This window comes from Mycobacterium sp. AT1, from assembly GCF_002043095.1.
Taxonomy (GTDB): domain Bacteria; phylum Actinomycetota; class Actinomycetes; order Mycobacteriales; family Mycobacteriaceae; genus Mycobacterium.
The window spans coordinates 26512-46228 of sequence record NZ_MVOC01000031.1 but is presented as its reverse complement, the minus strand read 5'-3'; the positions used below and the strand labels follow the sequence as shown (position 1 = coordinate 46228).

Below are 19717 nucleotides of genomic sequence, written 5' to 3'. Positions count from 1 at the left end.
ATCGATGAGCACGAGTACGTCACCGGCCAGTCCATCGGAGGAAACCGGTCAACTTCCGCACCGCCGCCTCCCGTTCTGGGTGGCGCTGGCCATGTCCGTCGCCCTGGTCGGGCCGACACTGGCCATGTCCGGCAACGGTCAGGGTCTGATCGCCACGGTTGGCAAGGCCATCCCCCTGGTGTTCCTCATCGGTCTCGTCGGGGTGTCGCTGGTCGGGTACAGCTTCGTCCGCCTCACCAGGCACCTCAACCACGCCGGGTCGGCGTACGGCTTGGTAGGCGGGACCATCGGGCCGCGGGCCGGGTTCTTCTCCGGCTTCGCGATGCTCGGCGCCTACGTCGGGTTCTCCATCGGCACCCTGGCGTTGACCGCGGCGTTCACCAACGCGTTCATCGCCCAACTGCAACCGTCCAACCCGGACCCGTATCAGGTGCCGTGGCTGCTGGTGGTCGTGATTGGCGCCGCCATCTCATTCCTGTTGTCCGGCCGTGACATTCGACTGCTGGCGAAGATCCTGCTGGTGATCGAGGGCATCGGCATCGTGTCGATGGTGGCCCTGGTGGTGGTGATCTTCGCCAAGGGCGGAGCACCGTCGACCGGGGTCGACTTCAGCGTCTTCACCTTCGACGGCGTCTCCAGCTCCGCGGTGATCAGCGGCGTGGTGGCCGCGTTCCTGTCGTGGGCGGGTTTCGAGGCCTGCGCCTCGATGGGCGAGGAAACCGACGACCCCGGCCGCAACATCCCGAGGGCGCTGGCGGGAACGCTGCTCCTCACCGGTGTGCTGTTCGTGGTCGTGATGTTCGCCCAGGTGGTCGGATTCGGCACCGACGCCGCCGGTCTCGAGGCATTCCAGAGTTCGGGAAACACGTTGGGGGACTTGGGCAGCACGTACGTCGGGCAGTGGTTCAGCCTGCTCATCATCTTCACCGCCACCGTGGCGGCGTTCGGCTGCCACCTGGCGACGTCCGCGACGTCCGGCCGGATGCTGTACGCGTTCGGTCGGGACGGCTTCGGCCCCAAGGCGTTGGCCAACATCCACGAGGGCACCGGCGGTCCCCGCTTCGCCACCTGGTTGGTGGTCGGCGTCGCGCTGGTGGTCGACCTGCTCTGCGGAGCCTTCCGCTGGCCGGACATGGGCACCGGCAACCCCGCCATCGACACCTACTTCCTGTTCGCCGTCGCAGGCTCGGTATGCCTCATGGTCTGCTACCTGCTGGTGGAACTCGCCGCCGCGTGGTTCGTCGGCGCGCCCAAGTTCGTCCGCGTGCACGGTGGCGGGGGCAAGGTGCTCGGCTTGGCGCTCCCGCTGCTCGGCGCGGTGGTGATCGCAGTGATCCTGTGGTTCAACGTCAAGGACGCGACGGAGTGGACCGCCGCACCCCTGCTCGGACTGTACTGGTGCGCAGTCGGTTTGGTGATCGCGCTGGCCGCGTCCGGAATCGCCAAACGAGTCGGGGCGTCGCTGAGCGCCGAGCTGGCCGCGACGGAATGAGCTCGCTCTACGCCCGGGACGAGGCTGCTGTCGCGGGAATCGAGAAGCTTCGGTTCTTCCCGTTGGAGGTGGTGTCGGGCCACGGTTCGACGTTGGTGACCCCCGACGGTCGCGAGCTGCTCGACCTGTCTGCGACGTGGACGGCGAGCGGGCTCGGGCACGGGCACCCGGCCGTCGTCGAGGCGGTCAGTCGCGCGATCCGGAACGCGCCGGGGTCCGGCGGGCTCTCGGCGGTCCACCCCGACTCGGTGGGTTTGGCCGAGGACCTCCTGGCGCTGGTGCCCGGCAGTGGAGAGCGGCGGGTCTACCTTGGACACGCCGGCTCCGACGCCAACGACGTCGCGCTGCGGGCCTGCCGGCACGCGACCGGCAAGCGCACCGTCATCGCCTTCGAGCACAGTTACCACGGCGGAGTCGGGGTCGCGATGGGCGTGTCCGGCGTGCACGTGGACGCGGGCGCACCCGCCGATCCGGATGCGGTGTTCCTGGCCTATCCCAACCCCTTTCGGCCCGGGCCCGACGGGGTGGAGGCCGACGTCACGGCCTGCCTGGCGCTGGCCGAGGAGCACCTGGCCAGCGACACCATCGCCTGCCTGATCGTCGAGCCGATCCTGTCCGACGGCGGCCTCGTCGTGCCACCCGACGGCTTCCTGGCCCAGCTGCACGAGCTGTGCAGGCGCTTTCGCGTGCCGATGATCTGCGACGAGGTGAAGATGGGTCTCGGAAGGCCCGGCACGCTGCACGCCTTCACCCACGACGGCGTCGAACCCGACATCGTCACGTTCGGCAAGGTGCTCGGCGGCGGCCTACCCCTTTCGGCTGCGGTGGGGCCCGCCGAGATCCTCGACAACCCGCCTGCGGCAGCACTTCTCACCACGGCGGGCAACCCGGTGTGCACCGCGGCGGGCCGCGCGGTGCTGGCCACCGTCGTCGGAGAGAACCTGCCGGAACGGGCGGCCACCGTCGGCAAGGTGCTCGCCGACGGGCTTCGCGCGCTGGCCGGCTCACCGGGCGCCGACCGCATCGGTGACGTCCGTGGGCGTGGGCTGGCGATCGGGCTGGAACTCGTCGACCCCGGCACCGGGGAGCGTGCCCCCCGGCTGGCGGCGGAGGTGGTCTACCGTGCGTGGGAGTTGGGAGCGGTCGTCTACTACGTCGGCGGCAACGTCCTGGAGATCACGCCACCGCTGGTGCTCACCGAAGCCGAGGCGGGCCGGGCGGTCGAGATCTTGGGCGCGGCCATCGCCGACGCGGCCGCAGGACGTGTCAACGCCGAGGAGGTGGCTCGATATGCAGGCTGGTGAATTGCCGGACGTCTTCGCCGGCGTACGCGGTGACGTGCCGGAACCCCTGGCCGCGCACCTGCAGACCGTCGAACTGGTCGACCATCACGTGCACGGCACCTTCAGCCAGCCCGTCGACCGGGCCGACTTCGAGGCCTCGATCAACGAGGGGTCCACCGATCCCGTCCCGAGCTTCATGACCCAATTCGACTCTCCGCTCGGCCTTTCCATCCGCCGATGGTGTGCGCCCCTGCTGGGACTCGAGCCGCTGGCCAGCGCCGACGACTACTGGGCGCGGCGCAGCGAGTTCTCACCGGACGACCTGTCGCGGATCATGCTGCCCGCGGCGCGCATCGGACGCTGGGTCGTCGACACCGGGTTCAAGGGCGACCTCATCACCACGCCCGAGCACCTCACCGCACTCAGCGGCGTGCCGTCATCGGAGATCCTGCGTTTGGAGCGCCTCACCGAGGACCTGATCGAGGGCGGCACGTCTGCCGAGGACTTCCCCGACGCCTTTCGGGCCGCGCTGCGGGCCGCGGTCGACGACCCACACGTGGTCGGCACCAAGACCATTGCGGCCTACCGCGTCGGGTTCGACGTCGACTGGACCCGCCCGTCGGACGCCGACGTCGTCGCGCACGCAAGGGCCTTCGTCGCCGGACCCCGGCCGCTCCGAGTCGACGACGCCCTGTTGATCGCCTTCGGCGTGCACGAGGCCGCCGCGCACGGGCTGCCGATTCAGGTGCACGTCGGCTTCGGTGATCGTGACATGGATCTGCACCGCAGCGACCCGATGTTGCTGTTGCCCCTGCTTCGCACGATGACGCCCGTCCCGGTATTGCTGTTGCACTGCTACCCCTTTCAACGCCAGGCCGGGTACCTGGCCCAAGCGTTCGACCACGTCAACTTCGACGTCGGCCTGGCGGTCAACTACCTCGGGGTGCGGTCGACGGGTCTGGTCGCCGAGGCGATGGAGACGGCGCCGTTCGCCAAGCAGCTGTACTCCTCGGATGCGTTCGGGCCACCCGAACTGCACGTCCTCGGGTCGGTGCTGTGGCGCCGCGCCATGGGCGTCGTGCTCGGCGAATGGGTGCGTGCCGGTGACTGCACCGACGACGACGCCATCCACGTCGTCGACCTCATCGGTGTCACCAATGCGCAACGGGTGTATGGACTTTGAAGCATGACACCGCCCCGCTGTTCGACTCGCTGAGGGCGTTCGTCGAGCGCGACCAGGCGCCGTTCTACAGCCCCGGTCACAAGGGCGGCCGCACCCTCGACCCGTGGTTCCGCGCGCACCTGGCCGACGTCGACCTGAACAACCTGCCCGACACCGACACGCTGCACTGCCCCGAGGGGCCGATCGCCGAGGCCGAGGAGCTGATCGCCGACGCGTGGGGCGTTGGGCAGAGCTTCATCCTGGTGCAGGGGTCGACGAGCGGGAACATCGCCGTCGCGCTGTCGGCGCTGCGTCCAGGTGAGCCGGTCCTGGTGGCGCGCAACGCCCACAAGTCGGTGCTCGCGGGTCTGGTCCAGGTCGGGGCCAAGCCAGTCTGGTTGGAACCCCGGTGGGACGCTCGCTTTGGCGTCGCACACGGTCTCGACGCCGACGTCGTCGAGCGGGCCTTCGCCGAGTCGGCCGCCAAGGCGCTCTGGGTGTTGCACCCCACGTACTACGGCACCACCGGTGACATCGCCGCACTGGCCGAGCTGTGCCGCCGCTACGACGCCAAACTGCTCGTCGACGGCGCACATTCGCCACACTTCGCCTTCCACCCGGACCTTCCCACTCCCGGCGAACGGTCCGGGGCGGCGGCCACCGTCCAGTCGGTCCACAAGATTCTCTCCGGGCTGAGCCAGGCCGCCGTGCTGCACGTCGACCCGACGCAACTCGACCCCGCGACGGTGCGCCGGGCTCTTCAGCTGATCCAGACCACCAGCCCGCACTTCGCGATCATGGCGTCGATCGACCTCGCCCGGCGCCAAATGACGACCGACGGCCGGGAGATGCTCGAGGCGACACTTGATCGCGCCCGCCGCACCGCGGACCGGTTGGCTGCCGTCCCGGGGTTGACGGTGCTGCGCCCGGAGCACCTTGCGGGCCCTGGCACCGGGTTGCACCAGCTCGACGAAACCAAGATGCTCGTCGGAACGTCGACCCTGGACATGGACGCGCGCGACGTGGTCGCCCGGCTCAACGCGGTCCACGGCGTCCAACCGGAGCTGAGCGGCACCGGACATGTCCTGTGCATCAGCACGATTGGCAACACCGAGGCGGACATGGACCGGCTGGTCGCCGGTTTCGACGAGGTGGCCCGACGCGCAGGAACGCGGCCAGAGGCGAGCCACGGGATGGTCGCCGACGTGTTGGCCGTGCGGCCGGAGCCGGTGCTCACCCCGCGGGAGGCGTTCTTCGCCGGTGCGGAGTCGGTGCGGCTGTCGGAGGCAGCCGGCCGGATCGCCGCCGAGGCCATCACGCCATACCCACCCGGCATCCCCTTGGTGATGCCGGGGGAGCGGCTCGACGGCGAGGTTCTCGCACTGCTGACGGCGTTGCGGGACCGCGGAAATCCGATCAGCGCGTCCGACCCGACGATGGGGTTCGTGAAGGTCGTCACCTGAGATCCCGCCCTCGCCAACAGTCGCAAGCCTGCGAAAATTCTCGGCGTGTCGTGCACATATGCGTCTGGTCGCGGGGGCGTGGGGACACCGTGTCGGGCGCGTCGTCGACGTTGCTCAGGTTGACGGGCCTGCTGTGAGGGAGTTGTGTGTTGTTCGCCCGTATGCCGACCGTTAACCGAAGGCAGCTCACGTGACGACTGACGCGAAATCCGAGATCGACCGTTCGAACGAGCCCGACGAACACCGCAAACGCCGCCGAGTGGTGTCCGTTCTGCAAACCGGTCGCGGCGGCGTTATCCCGCATCCCGCCCTCGACGTTCCGGTCGACGAGAAGGAACAGGCGCGCAGCCGGGGCGTCGACTGGGTGGTGTTCGGCGTCACCGCCGTCATCGCGCTTGGCTTCCTGGTGTGGGGATTCCTCAGCACACCGTCACTGAAGAGCGTGTCCGGCTCGGCGCTGACCTGGACGATGGAGAACACCGGATGGCTGTTCGTCGTGACGTCGTCGGCGTTCGTGCTGTTCGTGCTCTGGTTGGCCGTCAGCCGGTTCGGCGCCATCCCGCTCGGCCGTGACGACGAGGAGCCCGAGTTCAGAACGATCTCGTGGATCGCGATGATGTTCAGCGCAGGCATGGGCATCGGACTGATGTTCTACGGTGTCGCCGAGCCGCTGTCGCACCTCGTCACGCCCCCGCCGGGCACCGGTGAAGCCGGAAATCCCGAAGCCATGCAGACCGCGATGGCCACCACGTTGTTCCATTGGACCCTGCACCCGTGGGCCATCTACGCCGTGGTCGGTCTTGCCATCGCCTACGGGGTGTACCGCAAGGGCCGCCTGCAGCTGATCAGCGCCGCGTTCGCCCCCCTGATCGGTGACAAGGCCAACGGACCGCTCGGCAAGGTCATCGACATGCTCGCGATCTTCGCGACGCTGTTCGGCTCGGCCGCATCACTTGGCTTGGGCGCGTTGCAGATTCGCAGTGGACTCAACATCGTCGCCGGTATCAGTGCCACGGGCAACGCGGTGCTGGTCATCATCATCGCCGTCCTCACCGTCGCCTTCATCTTCTCCGCGGTGTCGGGCGTTGCCAAGGGCATTCAGTGGCTCTCCAACATCAACATGGTGCTCGCACTGAGCCTCGCGGTCTTCGTATTCTTAGTCGGCCCAACGGTCTTCATCCTCAACGTGATCCCGACGTCGCTGGGCAGCTACCTGCAGGACATGGCGATGATGTCGGCCCGTAGCGGCGCGGAGGGTCCCGCCGTGGACACCTGGCTGCAGAGCTGGACGGTCTTCTACTGGGCATGGTGGCTGTCGTGGACGCCGTTCGTCGGCATGTTCATCGCGCGAATCTCCCGCGGCCGCACCATCCGTCAGTTCGTGACCGGTGTACTGCTGGTGCCGAGTGTGGTGTCGTTGATCTGGTTCGCGATCTTCGGTGGCGCGGCGATCAGCATTCAGCAGAGCGGCGTCGACCTCGCAGGCGAGGGCACCACCGAAGGCCAGCTGTTCACCCTGCTCGACCAGTTCCCGTTCGCCACGGTCGCCAGCATCGTCGTGATCGTGTTGGTCGCCATCTTCTTCGTCTCGGGCGCCGATGCGGCCTCCATCGTGATGGGTTCGCTGTCCGAACGCGGGACCATCGAGCCGTCCCGTGGCACGGTCGTGTTCTGGGGCGCCGCAACGGGAGCCGTGGCGGCAGTCATGCTGCTCGTCGGTGGTGACGACGCTTTGACCGGCCTGCAGTCGTTGACGATCCTGGCGGCGCTGCCGTTCGTGTTGGTGATGGTTGGCTTGGCGGTCGCCCTGGTCAAGGACCTCCGCACCGATCCCATGATGATCCGACAGCGCTACGCCGCCGAGGCAATCGACGACGCGGTGATCGCAGGTGTCGTCGAGCACGGCGACGACTTCGTCATCGCGATCGAGAAGGATCCCGACGCCCCTGACGAGGCGGTCGTCGGCCGCTAAGGGGTCGACGCGCGACGGTGTGGGTAGCCTCGGCGGTAACCCACGACCCGGATCGAGGCGCTCCGCCATGTCAGACCACCAGTCGACTCAGACCGAGCCGCACGCTCGCCAACGGCGTAGGTGGTGGGTGGGCCTGGTCCCATTCGTCATCTCGCTGATCCTGCTCGCGGTGCCGTGGTGGACGTTGCTGGCGGCGCAGACGCGCTGGCCGACGGCCGTCGTGCTCGTCGGCACGGCGGTCTTCGTGGCGGCCTTCGTCGCCCTGCCCGCCCTGATGATCCTCGGGCACGGCGGCCGCCGCCCCGATTGGATGGCGGTCACCGCCGACACCCTCCTCGGGGCGGTGTGGGTGCTGTTCACCTGTTCGGTGTTGGCCCTGGTGCTGAGGGTCGCGTTGGCCGCCTTCGGAGTCGACGACCCGACGAGGTCGCGCGTCGTCGCGTTCACCGTCGTCGCACTGACGCTGGCCGTCCTCGCCTGGGGCCACTACGAGGCGATGCGCGTGCCGCGCGTCAGGTCACTCGAGGTCGCCGTGCCGCGGCTCGGCGCAGGGCTCGACAGCCTGCGGGTGGTCATGGTCACCGACACCCACTACGGGCCGATCGACCGGAGCAGATGGTCGGCGGGCGTGACGGACCGCGTCAACGAGCTCGACGCGGACCTCGTCTGCCACGTCGGCGACATCGCCGACGGCACCGTCGCGATGCGTGAGGCGCAGGCCGCCCCGCTGAAGGCGATGCGCGGCAGCCTCGCCCGCGTCTACGTCACCGGCAACCACGAGTACTACGGGGAGGCGTTGGGATGGCTCGACTACATGGCCGGCATCGGCTGGGACGTCTTGCACAACCGCCACATCGTGGTCGAGCGCGGCGGTGACCGGTTGGTGGTCGCGGGAGTCGACGACGCGACCGCCGCGGGTTCCGGAGTGACCGGTCATGGAGCCGACCTGTCGGCAGCGCTGGCCGGGACGGACCCGAACCTTCCGGTGCTCCTGCTGGCACATCAGCCCAAGCAGATTCCCGAGGCCGTCGCGGCGGGGGTGGACCTGCAGATATCCGGACACACCCACGGCGGCCAGATCTGGCCGTTCAACTTCTTCGTCCGGCTCGATCAACCCGTCGTCCACGGGCTGAGCCGCCACGGCGAACGCACCCAGCTCTACGCCGGTCGTGGCACCGGGTTCTGGGGGCCGCCGTTCCGCATCTTCGCACCCAGTGAGATCACGGTGCTGACGCTGCGTCGAGCGTGAGGTCGCGACGGCGCAGTGTCCGCGTCGGCTCGTTCGACGTGGGGTCGAAGCGGTGGGTCGACGGCGGTGGCGCCGCGCCGGTGGTCCGCGACGAGCTGGTGGTGGCGACGTTCAACGTGTGGTTCAGCGACTTTCACGCCGAGGCGCGTTACCGTGCGATCGCCGACGTGCTGGCTCGAAAGATGCCGGACGTCATGGTGTTTCAAGAGATCACCCCGGCCGCGTTGGCGGTGTTCCTCGCCGAACCCTGGATCCGGGTGCGGTACCGGCGGGCCGAGGTCACCGGCGGTGACCTCGGCAACTACGGCATGCTGATGCTGTCCCGGTTGCCGATCACCAACGTCACCTACACCCGGCTACCCACCAACCTGGCCCGCGGCTTCATGACCGCGGAACTCGACCCCGGCGGCCAGCCCCTGACCGTCGTCGCACTGCATCTCGAGAGCGGAAAGGCGGCCGCCGGACTGCGCTCGCGCCAGCTGGGCCAGGTCTTCCGCGCACTGCGCCGAACCGAGAACGCCGTCGTACTCGGCGATTTCAACATGCGCGACTCCGAGAACGGGCGCATCGGCGAGCCGTACCACGACATCTGGCCGATGCTGCGACCGGACGAGGACGGGTTCACCGAGGACACGACGATCAACCTGATGCGGCTCGACAGCAAGAACAAGCAACGCCACGTCCGCTTCGACCGGGTACTCCTGAAGGGCGGCGGTTGGGCGGCGACCGACGTCGAACTGCTTGGAACGGAGCCGATCTCCAGCGCGCTGCCGAGGGTGTTCCCCTCCGACCACTTCGGCGTGCTGTGCCGGCTGAAGCCGCAGCCGGTCACCGAAGGTGCCCGCCCGCACCGATTCTGGCGCCGCTAAGTCGCTAAGTCGCTAGATGCTGAGTCGCCGGTACCGCTGGAGTCGTCGCATGCTCACCGCGGACACGGTGCCGGCGTGGGGGCGCAACGCGGCGTCGACCCTGGCACGCACCTCGTCGAGGTCGAAGTGGGTGCCGATCGCAACCAGACAGTTGGTGCGGGCCTTGGGCGGCGCCGCCGCCACGTGCACCGACGATCCGACCACGTTGACGACGTAGCTGCGCACTCGCTCGCGGGCGCGGACGGCGACGGTGCCCTTCAGCCGATAGACGCCCGCGGGCGGATTTTCGAGCAGGTCGAGCAGCACGCCGGGGTCGACGCAGCCGTCGCCGGTCGCCGTCACCGACGCGGCGTGAACGTGATCGGGCTGGTCGGCGTGCGCGTCGACGAGGAGGTCGCGGATCGACAGCTGACCCGAGCCGTCGTCGTCGTTCACGTCGTACAACAGGGACGGGTCGATCCTGGCGCCGACCGCCCCGACCACGTGCGCGTCCGGATTGCGTTCGCGGATCCGCGCCTCGATGCGGGCCACCGTGGCGTCCCTGGTGTCCTCGGGGAGCTGGTCGAGTTTGTTCACCACGATCAGCGACGCCGCCCCGTACCTGGCGAGCGGGCCGCCACCGCGGTCCACGACGTCGAAGTGCGTGACGGCGTCGATGACGTCGACGACACCGCCCGGCCGCACCCGCTCGACACCGCTGAACCGGATCAGCCTCGACACCGCGACCGGATCGGCCAAGCCGCTCGCCTCGACCACGATGGCGTCCAAGGCCAACCGGGGGTCTGACAGCTTCTCCAGCGCCTCGTCCAGCCCGTTGTCGTCGTCGAGGCAGCAGACGCAGCCACCGGCGATGGACACGGGTTCGTCGACCTGACCCGACACCAGCGCGGCGTCGACGTTGACGTCACCGAAGTCGTTGATGACGACGCCGATTCGCGCACCTGGCGCGCGGAGGACGTGGTTGAGCAGGCTGGTCTTGCCGGCACCGAGGTACCCGGTCAGGGCGATGACGGGGATGGCGGGCACCCGAGGAGTGTAGGGGGAGTCGGTACCCTCGGCGAAGTGGATGCCCCGACGCCCCTGAGCTCACTGCTCGTGCGCGCGGGCGGCGTCCGGGGACTGATCTACACCTCGCTTCCGGTCACCGCCTTCGGCGCGGCCAACGTGGTGGTGTCGTTGCAGTGGGCGTTGGGGATCGCGCTGGGCGTCGCCGCGCTGATCCTGCTCTGGCAATTGGTACGACGGGAATCCGTCCGACCCGCGCTGTTCGGCTTCGCCGCGGTCGCCGTCGGCGCGGGCGCGGCCTTCGTCACCGGCCGGGCCAAGGACTTCTATCTGCCAGGCATCGTCACCTACGTCCTGCTGGGGACCGTGTTCACCGTGTCGGTGCTCATCCGCCGACCGCTCATCGGCGTCGGCTGGGCGTGGATCACCGGCCGGGACGACGCCTGGCGGCGGGTGCGCCGCGTCCGCCGCGCCTTCGACCTGGTCACCGTCATGATGGCCGTTGCGTCGTGGACACGATTCGGCGTGCAGTACTACCTGTACGAGACCGATCAGGCCGAGCTGCTGGCCGCCGCGCGCGTCGTGATGGGGTGGCCCATCTGGATCGTCACCTCGACCCTGATCTACTTGGCCATCCGGACCGCCATCCGTGCGCTGCCGCGTTCGGCCGAGGCGGGTTGATATGACTTGAGTTAGTCCTTCACAAACGCCTCCGGGGGTGTCAGGAAGGGATTGTCAAAGATTCCTTCGAGGACCTCTGAGCGTTGGCGCGCTCTGGGTTCTCCTGGCACGCCCCGGAGGTGTTGTTGTGTCTGTGCTGAATGCTCCAGTCACGTCGTCCACGATCGTCGTTGCCGTCGATGTCGGCAAGACCTCGGCGATGGTGTCGGTGACCGACGGCGCTCGTCGACGGTTGATGGGCCCGGTTGAGTTCCCCATGACCTGTTTGGGTCTGGGCGCTGCAGCGCAGCGCGTGCTGGCCGTGGCGTCGTTGTGTCCGCAGATCAAAGTGGGTGTAGAAGCCGCTGGGCATTACCACCGGCCGGTGGTGGATTACCGTTGGCCACCGGGCTGGGAGGTGCTGGAACTCAATCCCGCCCATGTCGCCGAGCAGCGCCGGGTGATGGGCCGGCGGCGGGTGAAGACCGACGGGATCGATCTCGAGGCGATCACCGAGTTGGTACTGGCCGGTCGCGGCCGGGTGATCGGGGAGCGTGAGGTGCTCATCGGCGAGCTGGCGGCGTGGGCCCAGCACCGCTCGCGCCGGGTCGCGACCCGCACGGCGACCAAGAATCAGCTACTCGCTCAACTCGATCGGGCGTTCCCCGGGCTGACCTTGGCGTTACCGGATGTGCTGGGCACCAAGATCGGGCGGCTGGTCGCCGCCGAGTTCACCGATCCGGCGCGATTGTCGGGGTTGGGGGTGAATCGACTGATCCGCTTCGCCGCCGCCCGCGACGTGCAGTTGCGCCGCCCGGTCGCCGAGCGTGTGATCGCGGCGGCAAAGGACGCCCTGCCGACCCGCGATGCCGTGGTGGCCCGACGCGTGCTGGCCGCTGACGTGGCCCTGTTGACCGACCTGGACACCGGGATCGCCGCCGCCGAAGCCGAACTCGCCCGGCTGTTACCGTCAAGCCCGTTCAGCACCCTGACGTCGGTGCCGGGCTGGGGCGTGGTCAGAGTCTCCAATTACGCTGCTGCCCTTGGTGATCCGAATAGATGGCCGGGTTACAAGCAGATCTACCGCGCATCGGGACTCTCACCGATGCAGTACGAGTCCGCGCACAAACGCCGCGACGGATCGATCAGTCGCGAGGGTAGTGTGGCGCTGCGCCGAGCGCTCATCGATCTGGGTATCGGTTTGTGGCTGACCGAGCCCGCCGCCAAGACCTACGCGCACGGACTCAAGGGCCGGGGCAAGCGTGGCGGCATCATTGCCTGTGCGCTGGCCCACCGCGCCAACCGCATCGCCCACGCTCTGGTCCGCGATCACGCCGTCTACGATCCCGCGCGCTGGAGCTGAACCACCCCGGACGGAGTCCCTCGCCGAAAGGAGCTCGGAGAACACTCTTCACAACCCCGGCCGGTAGTGCCACGCTGAACGGACGGGACGAAGGGCCGGATCAGATGCCGCGCGGGTTATGGCGGATCCCCTCCTCGGGTTACGCCGCGTCTAACTTGGCACCCGGCCCTTCGCCTCCACGGCAGCCCGAACGACGCCAGATGACCCGATCACGAGGTCGCATACGTCAACGTGGGCGCCAGGCACCCATCACTTTCAGACGGCCACCGACATCACAGCACCACCACGACGTCCGAACACCGGATGTCGCCACGCCATGCCAAACTCAACCATTGACACGACCTACCGCCAGTTAGACCGAGTCGGAAGGGATCCACCCATGAGCTTCATGGACGAGCACCTCAAGTCGTACCTCGCCTCGGGCGGCGCAGAGGGCCACATCCTGGACCTGAGCTCCGTCGGCGGCCACGCCGTCACGACCCACTGCCTGATCAAGGTGGTCGGGCGCAAGTCCGGCACGCCGTACGTCAGGCCGCTCATCTACGGCAACGTCGGCGGCGAGATCGTGATCGTCGCGTCCAAGGGCGGCGCCGACACCGATCCCGAGTGGTACCTCAACATTCGCGAGAGCGAGACGATCGGCGTGCAGATCGCCACGCAGGCGTTCGAAGCCACCTGGCGCGAGCCCGAATACGAGGAGCGCCATCAGGTGTGGTCTTACATGACGCACCTGTTTCCGCCCTACCTGGGCTACCAGACGTCGACGACGCGGCACATCCCCGTGGTGATGCTGCGCGCGGAGCGCCCCATCCCCGTCTTCACCGAGTGACCTAGGGCCGGCGACGAGCAGCCAATCCCTGACGCACGGACTCGATCGCGTCCCCCGCTGCCCAACCAGGGGAGCCTGCGCGCCTCAGGTAGAGCCAACATCCGAGGGACGTCGCGATCGTCCCGAGACCCCCTACGGCGCAACTCACCCGCGGACTCGCCTCGCTGCAGATCCATCCGATCAGTGGCCCGCCGAGGGGAGTGGTGCCGTTGGTGGCAAGCACGAGCAGCGAGATGACCCGGCCACGCACCGCCGGATCGGAGTGCAGCTGCAGCAGCGTCGTGGCCGTGACGCGGAACGTCACGCTGCACGCGCCGACGACGAAGAGCAGAACGTAGGCGACTGCGAGGCTGGGGGCAGCGCCGGTGAGTGTCAGCGCCAGACCCATCACGCAACCGTTGACGACGAGCCACAGCGAGGTGCCGCGCAGCACGCCTGCGAGTGCGAGGCCACCGAGCACGGCACCCAGGCCCATGCTGGTGAAGGCGAAGCCGACGGCGCGGGCGTCGCCGCCGAAGCTGTCCCGAGTCAGTGTCGGCACCAATACGTTCCAGTTGAAGGCGATGATTCCGCTCACCGTCATGAGGACCAGTGCCGACGCGAGTTGCGGCCGTGCCGACACGTAGCGCAGCGTGTCGACGAGGCGGCCACTGGTGGGGAAGGCGCCGTCGTGAACCGGCGGGTGCGGGCGAACCAGCAACAGCACGACGATCACCGGCAGGTACGAGGCGGCGTTGATGAAGAACGCCGCAGAGATGCCGACACCGGCGATCAGCATGCCGGCGACGGCCGGTCCCGCGACCTTGCCGGAATTTTGGATGATGCCGTTGAGGGTCACCGCATTGGTCAGGGTCGCGGGGGTGGCGATGTCGTTGACGAACGTGAGGCGGGCCGGCTTGTCGACGGCGTCGGCGAATCCCTGCAGGAGAGCCGCCGCCAGCACGACCCAGATGTTCACGTCGTCGAGATAGGTCAGAACACCCAGTGCCACTGCCGGAACCATGCCCCCTAGCGCCGTACAGAGCAGGATGCGCCGCTTGGAAAAGCGATCGGCGAGCGCGCCGGCGAGCGTGGTGAACAGCAGTGTGGGCAGCTGCTGAACGGCGACGGTGACGCCGAGCAGGACCGGCGAGTCGGTCAGTTCGAGCACTAGCCAGGCCTGCGCGAGCTTCTGCATCCAGGTTCCGCTGACTGAGACCGCCTGTCCGAACGCGTAGCGGCGGTAGTCGCGGATTGCAAGGGCGCTGAACGTTGCGGCCAGATATCTCCTCACTTCCTACCGCGCCCCTGAGCCCGAACCTCCGCGATGCCCGCCAGGGCCAAGTCGGCGTCCAGGTAGGAACCGCCCGCAGTGCGGGGGACGAGTCCGTCGTCGAGCTGGTACAGCAGCGGCACGCCGGTCGGCACGTTCAGCGTCGTCACCTGCTGCGGGGAGAGGCCGTCGAGGTGCATGCACAGCGCGCGAAGCGAATTGCCGTGCGCGACGACGATCGTCGTTCGGCCTGCCCGCAGGTCGGCGGCAACCGCGGTGTCCCAGTAGGCCACCACGCGTCGGCGAACGTCCGCGAGCGATTCTCCGTCGACGACCGCGCCCGGCAGTCCGGCGGGCGGTGGCGCGACGTCGTAGGAGCGTCGGATCTCGTCGTATGGCGCGTCGCCGAACTCCTGGCGCACCGAGGTGCGGGTGCGTCCCTGGAGCCGTCCGTAGTGTCGCTCGTTCAATTGCCAAGAGCGATGCACCTCGACGCTCGTCCTCTTCAGCGCGTCGAGCACCAGGTCCGCGGTGTCGACGGCGCGGCGCAGCAGCGAGGTGTGCACCGCTGCGGGTCGCAGCCCCGCGTCGCGGATCAGCTCACCGGCGCGGACCGCCTCCCTGCGTCCCCGGGCGGTGAGGTCGACGTCTAGCCAACCGCCGAACACGTCGTCTGCGTTGGCCGTGCTCTCCCCGTGTCGCAACAGGACGAGATCGCTCACTGCAATGTCTCGCCGCGCTCGAGTGCAGCGATCTGATCGAGGCGATCTTGGTGGCGGCCGCCTTTGAAGGTCGTCTCCAGCCATACGGTCAGAATGCGTTCCGCGAGCGCGGGTGCGACCACCTTGGCACCCATGACCAGCACGTTGGCGTCGTTGTGGGCTCTGGCGATCTCCGCGGTGAAAGCGCAGTGGCACAACGCCGCGCGGACACCGCGAACCTTGTTCGCCGCGATCTGTTCACCGCACCCGCTGCCCCCGAGGATCACGCCGAACTCGTCGGTGCCGTCGACCACGCGGGCGCCGACGTCGGCGCACAACGGCGGGTAGTCGACGGTGATTGCAGCGTCGTCTACCCCGCGGTCGTGTACGACGTGACCGCGTTCGACGAGCCACGCGGACAGTCGGCCCTTCAACGCCACGGCGTTGTGATCGGCAGCGATGGCGATCTGCATCGGGCAACTCCCTCGGTCGTCGACGTCGACTGGCAGTGATAATGGAATGACCATAATTCCATATGTCTTTCGCCTATTCGACCTCTTGGGGCGATCGGGGGGCACGGTCGTGCCCCGTCGCTCCGGGCTTGAGGCCCGAATGTCTTGAGCATCTGCGTCGCGCCAGTTACGGTATAAAGGTCATACCAAACTCGGGAGGAGTTCCTGATGCCCAAGGTCGTCTTCATCACCCTCGGTGGTGCGGAGCGCATCGTCGACGCCCACCTCGGCGAATCGGTCATGTCGGCCGCCGTGCGCCACGGCATTCCGGGGATCATCGGGGAATGCGGCGGCAACTGCAGTTGCGCGACGTGTCACGTCTACGTCGCCGACGAGTCGATCGACGAGGTGGGGTCCGTCGGTGACATGGAGGACGACCTCCTCGACCTCGGCGTCGCCGATCGCCGCGAGTCCAGCAGGCTGGGCTGCCAGATCACGATGACCGACGCGCTCGACGGACTCGTGGTGCAGGTCCCCGAGGAGCAGGGGTGACGGGCACGCTCGTCGTCGGGGCGAGCCAGGCCGGCGTCCAGCTCGCGGTATCGCTGCGTGATTGCGGCGATACCGCCCCCATCACGCTGATCGGCGACGAGCCCCACGTGCCCTATCAGCGTCCGCCGCTGTCGAAGGCCTACCTGCATGGCACGACCGATCTCGATCAGATGATGTTGCGCGCACCGGATTACCTGGCCGACCGCGACATCGACCTGATCATTGGCGACCGCGTCGAACGCATGTCCTGCGCCGGCGCTGGAGGCGAGGCCGTCACCTCGTCCGGCTTGCGGCTCCCCTTCGAACGGCTGGCGCTCACCGTCGGGGCGCGACCCCGCCGTCTGGCGGTTCCGGGAGCCGATCTCGCGGGAGTGCGCTATCTCCGTACCGCCGACGATGCCGCGACGCTGCGCGACCTGCAGGCCGGGGCGAGCGCGATCGTGGTGGTCGGTGGCGGGTTCATCGGGCTCGAGGCGGCGGCCGTCGCCTGCGCGCAGGGCAAGCACGTGGCGGTCGTCGAGGCAGGGGACCGCTTGATCGGCCGGGCCGTCGCACCGGTGATGTCGGAGTTCTACCTGGCCGCCCACCGCCGTCGCGGGGTCGACGTGCGGCTCGGGGCGCAGGTCGTCGCGATGGAGGGTCGCGATTCGCGGGTCGCGGCGGTGGTGCTGTCCGACGGGACGCGGATCGCGGCCGATCTCGTCATCGTCGGCATTGGGGTCGAGCCTCGAATCGAACTCGCCGAGCAGCTCGGTCTGCACGTGTCAGGGGGCATCGTCGTCGATGCGCTGGCCCGCACCAGCCTGGCTGGCGTCGTCGCTGCCGGCGACTGCACGGTGCAGCCGCATCCCCTCGGTGGCGAGGGGCTCGTCCGGCTCGAATCGGTGCAGAACGCCGTCAGCCAGGCGAAGACGGCGGCGGCTACGCTCGCGGGACGTCACCAACCCAACGTGGCGGTACCGTGGTTCTGGTCCGACCAGTTCGACCTCAAGCTCCAAATCGCCGGTCTCTCACAGGGTTACGACCACTGGGTGGTCCGTGGCGACGTCTCGGAAGAGGCCTTCTCGGTGCTGTACTACCGAGGCGGTGACCTGCTCGCCGTCGATGCCGTCAACGCGGGTGCCGACTACATGGCGGTGCGCAAGGCGCTGACGCAGGGCGCCACGATCTCGCCCGACGCGGCAGCGGATCGGGCGACGCCGCTGCGCGAGCGCATCGTCCCGGCCGCGGTCGGCGCCTGACGATCAGGCGACGAGCTCGCGGGTTGCCGGGTCGAACACCTCGTCGACGGTGACCGGCGCCCGCAGGATTCCCTGTCGTGTCGCATGGTCGATCAACGTCGTCAGTATCGCCCGGTTCGGCTCGATGCCGTAGGGCAGTGGGTCGGCGCCCGTCGCGCGAAGGACCGCGGCGTACACCTCGTCGGTGGCGGTCGGTGCGGTGACGGTGCCTCCGCGGAGCGTGTCGACGTAGTGCAGCTTGGCAGCGGCGAAGGCATCGAACACGTCGACCCCGGCATGCGGGTACTGCTGCAGCACTTCATCTTTGATGACGACCAGATGGTTGACGGGATAGAACCCGCGCTGTTCGAGCGCGACCAGGGCAGCCTTGTCCGGTTCGGGTATCAGCGGCGCCACGTCGGGATGGTCGACGTCGACGCCGATCACCGCGTCGAGCTCACCGGCGAGAAGCATCGCGGCGAGGTCGGCCCCCTGGCCGGCCGGCACGACGTTGGACGGCGGCAGGTAGGACGCGACGTGCTCGTCGCCGGAGAGCACCCACGTCACCTTCTCCAGGTCGACGCCGTACTCGTCGGCGAGGATTCCGCGCGCCCACACCCCGGTCGTCACCGTGTACCCGCGGTTCACTCCGACCCGGCGCCCCTCCAGGTCTTTCGGTTCGCGGATCTGCGATCGCGTGTCGTACAGCACGGCGCCGTGGTGGAAGCCGCGGACCAGGAAGATGGGCAGCGCCGTGAAGGCCACGCCGTGCTCACGGGCGGTGAGGTAGGTGGTCAACGCCATCTCGCTGACGTCGAACTCCAGCGAGCGCACCATCCGGCGGAAGCCCTTCACCAGAACGGGGACGTCCTCGAAGTCCAGCCACAGGCCGCGCGGCGTCACCGTGCCGTCCTTGAGGGCCCGGTTACTGCCCTGGGTGCGGGTCATGGTGCGCAGGATGGGTTCTGCGGTGCTCATCGTGTCTCCAACTCGCTATGGTGGACGTAACCATGATGGTATTACCATTATGCCAACGCAGACGAGACTCGATGTCAAGGGGTGAATGAATGGTCGACCAGGTTCTGGCCGCCGTCCGAACGGCGCCGAACACCACCGAACTTCGTGAACTGCCAATGCCGGAGGTGGCCGACGACTCGGCGCTGCTGAAGGTCGAGGTGGCGGGCATCTGCGGCACCGACGTGAAGATGTACCGCACGCCACCGTTCGACGATCCGGTGATCATGGGACACGAGAACGTCGGCACCATCGTCGCGGCGGGCCCGCGGTTCCGTCAGCTCCACGGCGTGGCCGACGGTGACCGGGTCTTCGTCGAGCACTACGTCGGCTGCTACAACTGCCAGTGGTGTCGCATCGGCGAATACCGACACTGCGAGGCCACCGACTGGCGCACCAACGCCGACGCCCGACGCTACGGCTACACCACGCTGAATCACCCTGGGACGCTGTGGGGTGGGTTCGCCGAGTACATGTACCTGCCCTGGAATGCGGTCCTGCACAAGGTTCCCGACGGGGTGAGCGCCGAACTCGCCGGACTGGTCACCCCGCTGTCGAACGGCATCGAGTGGGCGCTGTTCGCGGTCGGCGTCGGGTACGGCGCCTCGGTGCTCATCCAGGGGCCGGGACAGCAGGGCCTGTCACAGGTCGTGGCGTGCAAGCAGGCCGGCGCCACCAAGATCATCGTCACCGGCACCACCCGCGATCGGGCACGTCTGGACCTTGCGCTGGCGCTGGGTGCCGACGAGGCCGTCGACGTCACGGAAGTGAATGCCTATGAGCAGGTGATGGATTCGACGAACGGCAGGGGCGTCGACTACGTCCTGGACTGCACCTCACGGGCAGGGACGACGCCCGTGCTGTTCGGCATCGACGTGCTCAAGCGCCGCGAAGGCACCCTGTTGATCCAAGGTGAGCTGGCTGCCTTCCCCGACTTCCCGGTCAAACAGCTCGCCGAGAAGGCCATCACCATCAAGAGCGCGCGCGGGCACAGCTACCGCGCGTGTGACCTCGCGCTGGAGCAGCTGGCCTCGGGGCGGTTCCCCCTCGAGCGGCTCAGCACGCACAAGTTCGGCCTCGATCAGGTCGACCACGCCATCCGAGCGCTCGCCGGTGACACCGGGGAGCGCGATGTCATCCACATCTCACTGATGCCCTGGCTGGGAAGGGAGTCCTGAC

At 68.3% G+C, this 19717-nt stretch carries 18 protein-coding genes; 13 read left to right on the top strand and 5 right to left on the bottom strand.

From position 1 onward, the window contains the following. Positions 1-4: 4 nt before the first annotated feature. The 7 genes from B1790_RS14980 (at position 5) to B1790_RS14950 (ending at position 9490) form a co-directional block, all read left to right on the top strand. Positions 5-1492 carry an APC family permease gene (locus B1790_RS14980; protein ID WP_079924025.1) on the top strand — a complete coding sequence of 496 codons (1488 nt, stop codon included), beginning with the start codon at positions 5-7 and terminating at the stop codon, positions 1490-1492. Beyond that, entirely contained in the window at positions 1489-2796 is a 1308-nt protein-coding gene (locus tag B1790_RS14975; RefSeq protein ID WP_079924024.1) for an aspartate aminotransferase family protein, read from the top strand. Before B1790_RS14980 ends, B1790_RS14975 begins: the two co-directional genes overlap by 4 nt. Further along, entirely contained in the window at positions 2783-3958 is a 1176-nt protein-coding gene (locus B1790_RS14970) for an amidohydrolase family protein (protein ID WP_079924023.1), read from the top strand. Before B1790_RS14975 ends, B1790_RS14970 begins: the two co-directional genes overlap by 14 nt. Next, a complete protein-coding gene (locus B1790_RS35730; protein ID WP_198952014.1) occupies positions 3955-5400 on the top strand; it encodes an aminotransferase class I/II-fold pyridoxal phosphate-dependent enzyme in 1446 nt (481 codons plus the stop codon). The genes B1790_RS14970 and B1790_RS35730 overlap by 4 nt, the downstream gene beginning before the upstream one ends. Before the next feature lie 259 nt (positions 5401-5659). Further along, positions 5660-7372 (top strand): BCCT family transporter, encoded by a 1713-nt coding sequence (locus B1790_RS14960; RefSeq protein WP_233165139.1) that lies wholly within the window; start codon positions 5660-5662, stop codon positions 7370-7372. 67 nt (positions 7373-7439) lie between these two features. Then, a complete protein-coding gene (locus B1790_RS14955; RefSeq protein ID WP_079924021.1) occupies positions 7440-8621 on the top strand; it encodes a metallophosphoesterase in 1182 nt (393 codons plus the stop codon). After that, a complete protein-coding gene (locus B1790_RS14950; protein ID WP_198952013.1) occupies positions 8618-9490 on the top strand; it encodes an endonuclease/exonuclease/phosphatase family protein in 873 nt (290 codons plus the stop codon). Before B1790_RS14955 ends, B1790_RS14950 begins: the two co-directional genes overlap by 4 nt. A 12-nt stretch (positions 9491-9502) precedes the next feature. On the opposite strand, the gene B1790_RS14945 is transcribed toward B1790_RS14950, so the two are convergent. After that, complete coding sequence (locus tag B1790_RS14945) at positions 9503-10516, bottom strand: GTP-binding protein (RefSeq protein WP_079924020.1); 1014 nt, start codon at positions 10514-10516, stop codon at positions 9503-9505. Between the two features lie 36 nt (positions 10517-10552). On the opposite strand from B1790_RS14945, the gene B1790_RS14940 reads away from it, so the two are divergent. The 3 genes from B1790_RS14940 to B1790_RS14930 all read left to right on the top strand — a co-directional run bounded on the left by B1790_RS14940 (position 10553) and on the right by B1790_RS14930 (position 13347). Continuing rightward, on the top strand, positions 10553-11176 hold the full coding sequence (locus B1790_RS14940; RefSeq protein ID WP_079924019.1) for a DUF3159 domain-containing protein: 624 nt from the start codon (positions 10553-10555) through the stop codon (positions 11174-11176). 127 nt (positions 11177-11303) lie between these two features. Next, on the top strand, positions 11304-12518 hold the full coding sequence (locus B1790_RS14935) for an IS110 family transposase (protein WP_079924018.1): 1215 nt from the start codon (positions 11304-11306) through the stop codon (positions 12516-12518). Between the two features lie 379 nt (positions 12519-12897). Further along, positions 12898-13347 (top strand): nitroreductase/quinone reductase family protein, encoded by a 450-nt coding sequence (locus tag B1790_RS14930; RefSeq protein ID WP_079924017.1) that lies wholly within the window; start codon positions 12898-12900, stop codon positions 13345-13347. 1 nt (position 13348) lies between these two features. On the opposite strand, the gene B1790_RS14925 is transcribed toward B1790_RS14930, so the two are convergent. Genes B1790_RS14925 through B1790_RS14915 form a run of 3 tightly spaced genes read right to left on the bottom strand, consistent with a single transcriptional unit; the run spans position 13349 to position 15773 of the window. Next, a complete protein-coding gene (locus B1790_RS14925; RefSeq protein ID WP_079924016.1) occupies positions 13349-14620 on the bottom strand; it encodes an MFS transporter in 1272 nt (423 codons plus the stop codon). Beyond that, positions 14617-15321 (bottom strand): 2,3-diphosphoglycerate-dependent phosphoglycerate mutase, encoded by a 705-nt coding sequence (locus tag B1790_RS14920; RefSeq protein ID WP_369832353.1) that lies wholly within the window; start codon positions 15319-15321, stop codon positions 14617-14619. The genes B1790_RS14925 and B1790_RS14920 overlap by 4 nt, the downstream gene beginning before the upstream one ends. Continuing rightward, entirely contained in the window at positions 15318-15773 is a 456-nt protein-coding gene (locus B1790_RS14915; protein ID WP_079924015.1) for an RpiB/LacA/LacB family sugar-phosphate isomerase, read from the bottom strand. The genes B1790_RS14920 and B1790_RS14915 overlap by 4 nt, the downstream gene beginning before the upstream one ends. A 207-nt stretch (positions 15774-15980) precedes the next feature. Between B1790_RS14915 and B1790_RS14910 the strand changes: the two genes are divergently transcribed. Both B1790_RS14910 and B1790_RS14905 read left to right on the top strand, forming a co-directional pair. Next, positions 15981-16304, top strand: coding sequence for a 2Fe-2S iron-sulfur cluster-binding protein (locus B1790_RS14910; RefSeq protein ID WP_079924014.1), 324 nt, complete (start codon positions 15981-15983; stop codon positions 16302-16304). Further along, complete coding sequence (locus B1790_RS14905) at positions 16301-17545, top strand: NAD(P)/FAD-dependent oxidoreductase (protein WP_079924013.1); 1245 nt, start codon at positions 16301-16303, stop codon at positions 17543-17545. Before B1790_RS14910 ends, B1790_RS14905 begins: the two co-directional genes overlap by 4 nt. A gap of 3 nt (positions 17546-17548) precedes the next feature. On the opposite strand, the gene B1790_RS14900 is transcribed toward B1790_RS14905, so the two are convergent. Next, on the bottom strand, positions 17549-18502 hold the full coding sequence (locus B1790_RS14900; RefSeq protein ID WP_079924012.1) for a 4,5-dihydroxyphthalate decarboxylase: 954 nt from the start codon (positions 18500-18502) through the stop codon (positions 17549-17551). 89 nt (positions 18503-18591) lie between these two features. On the opposite strand from B1790_RS14900, the gene B1790_RS14895 reads away from it, so the two are divergent. Next, the gene (locus B1790_RS14895) at positions 18592-19716 is read left to right on the top strand and encodes a zinc-binding dehydrogenase (RefSeq protein ID WP_079924011.1); all 1125 of its coding nucleotides are present in this window, start codon (positions 18592-18594) and stop codon (positions 19714-19716) included. Position 19717: the final 1 nt, after the last annotated feature.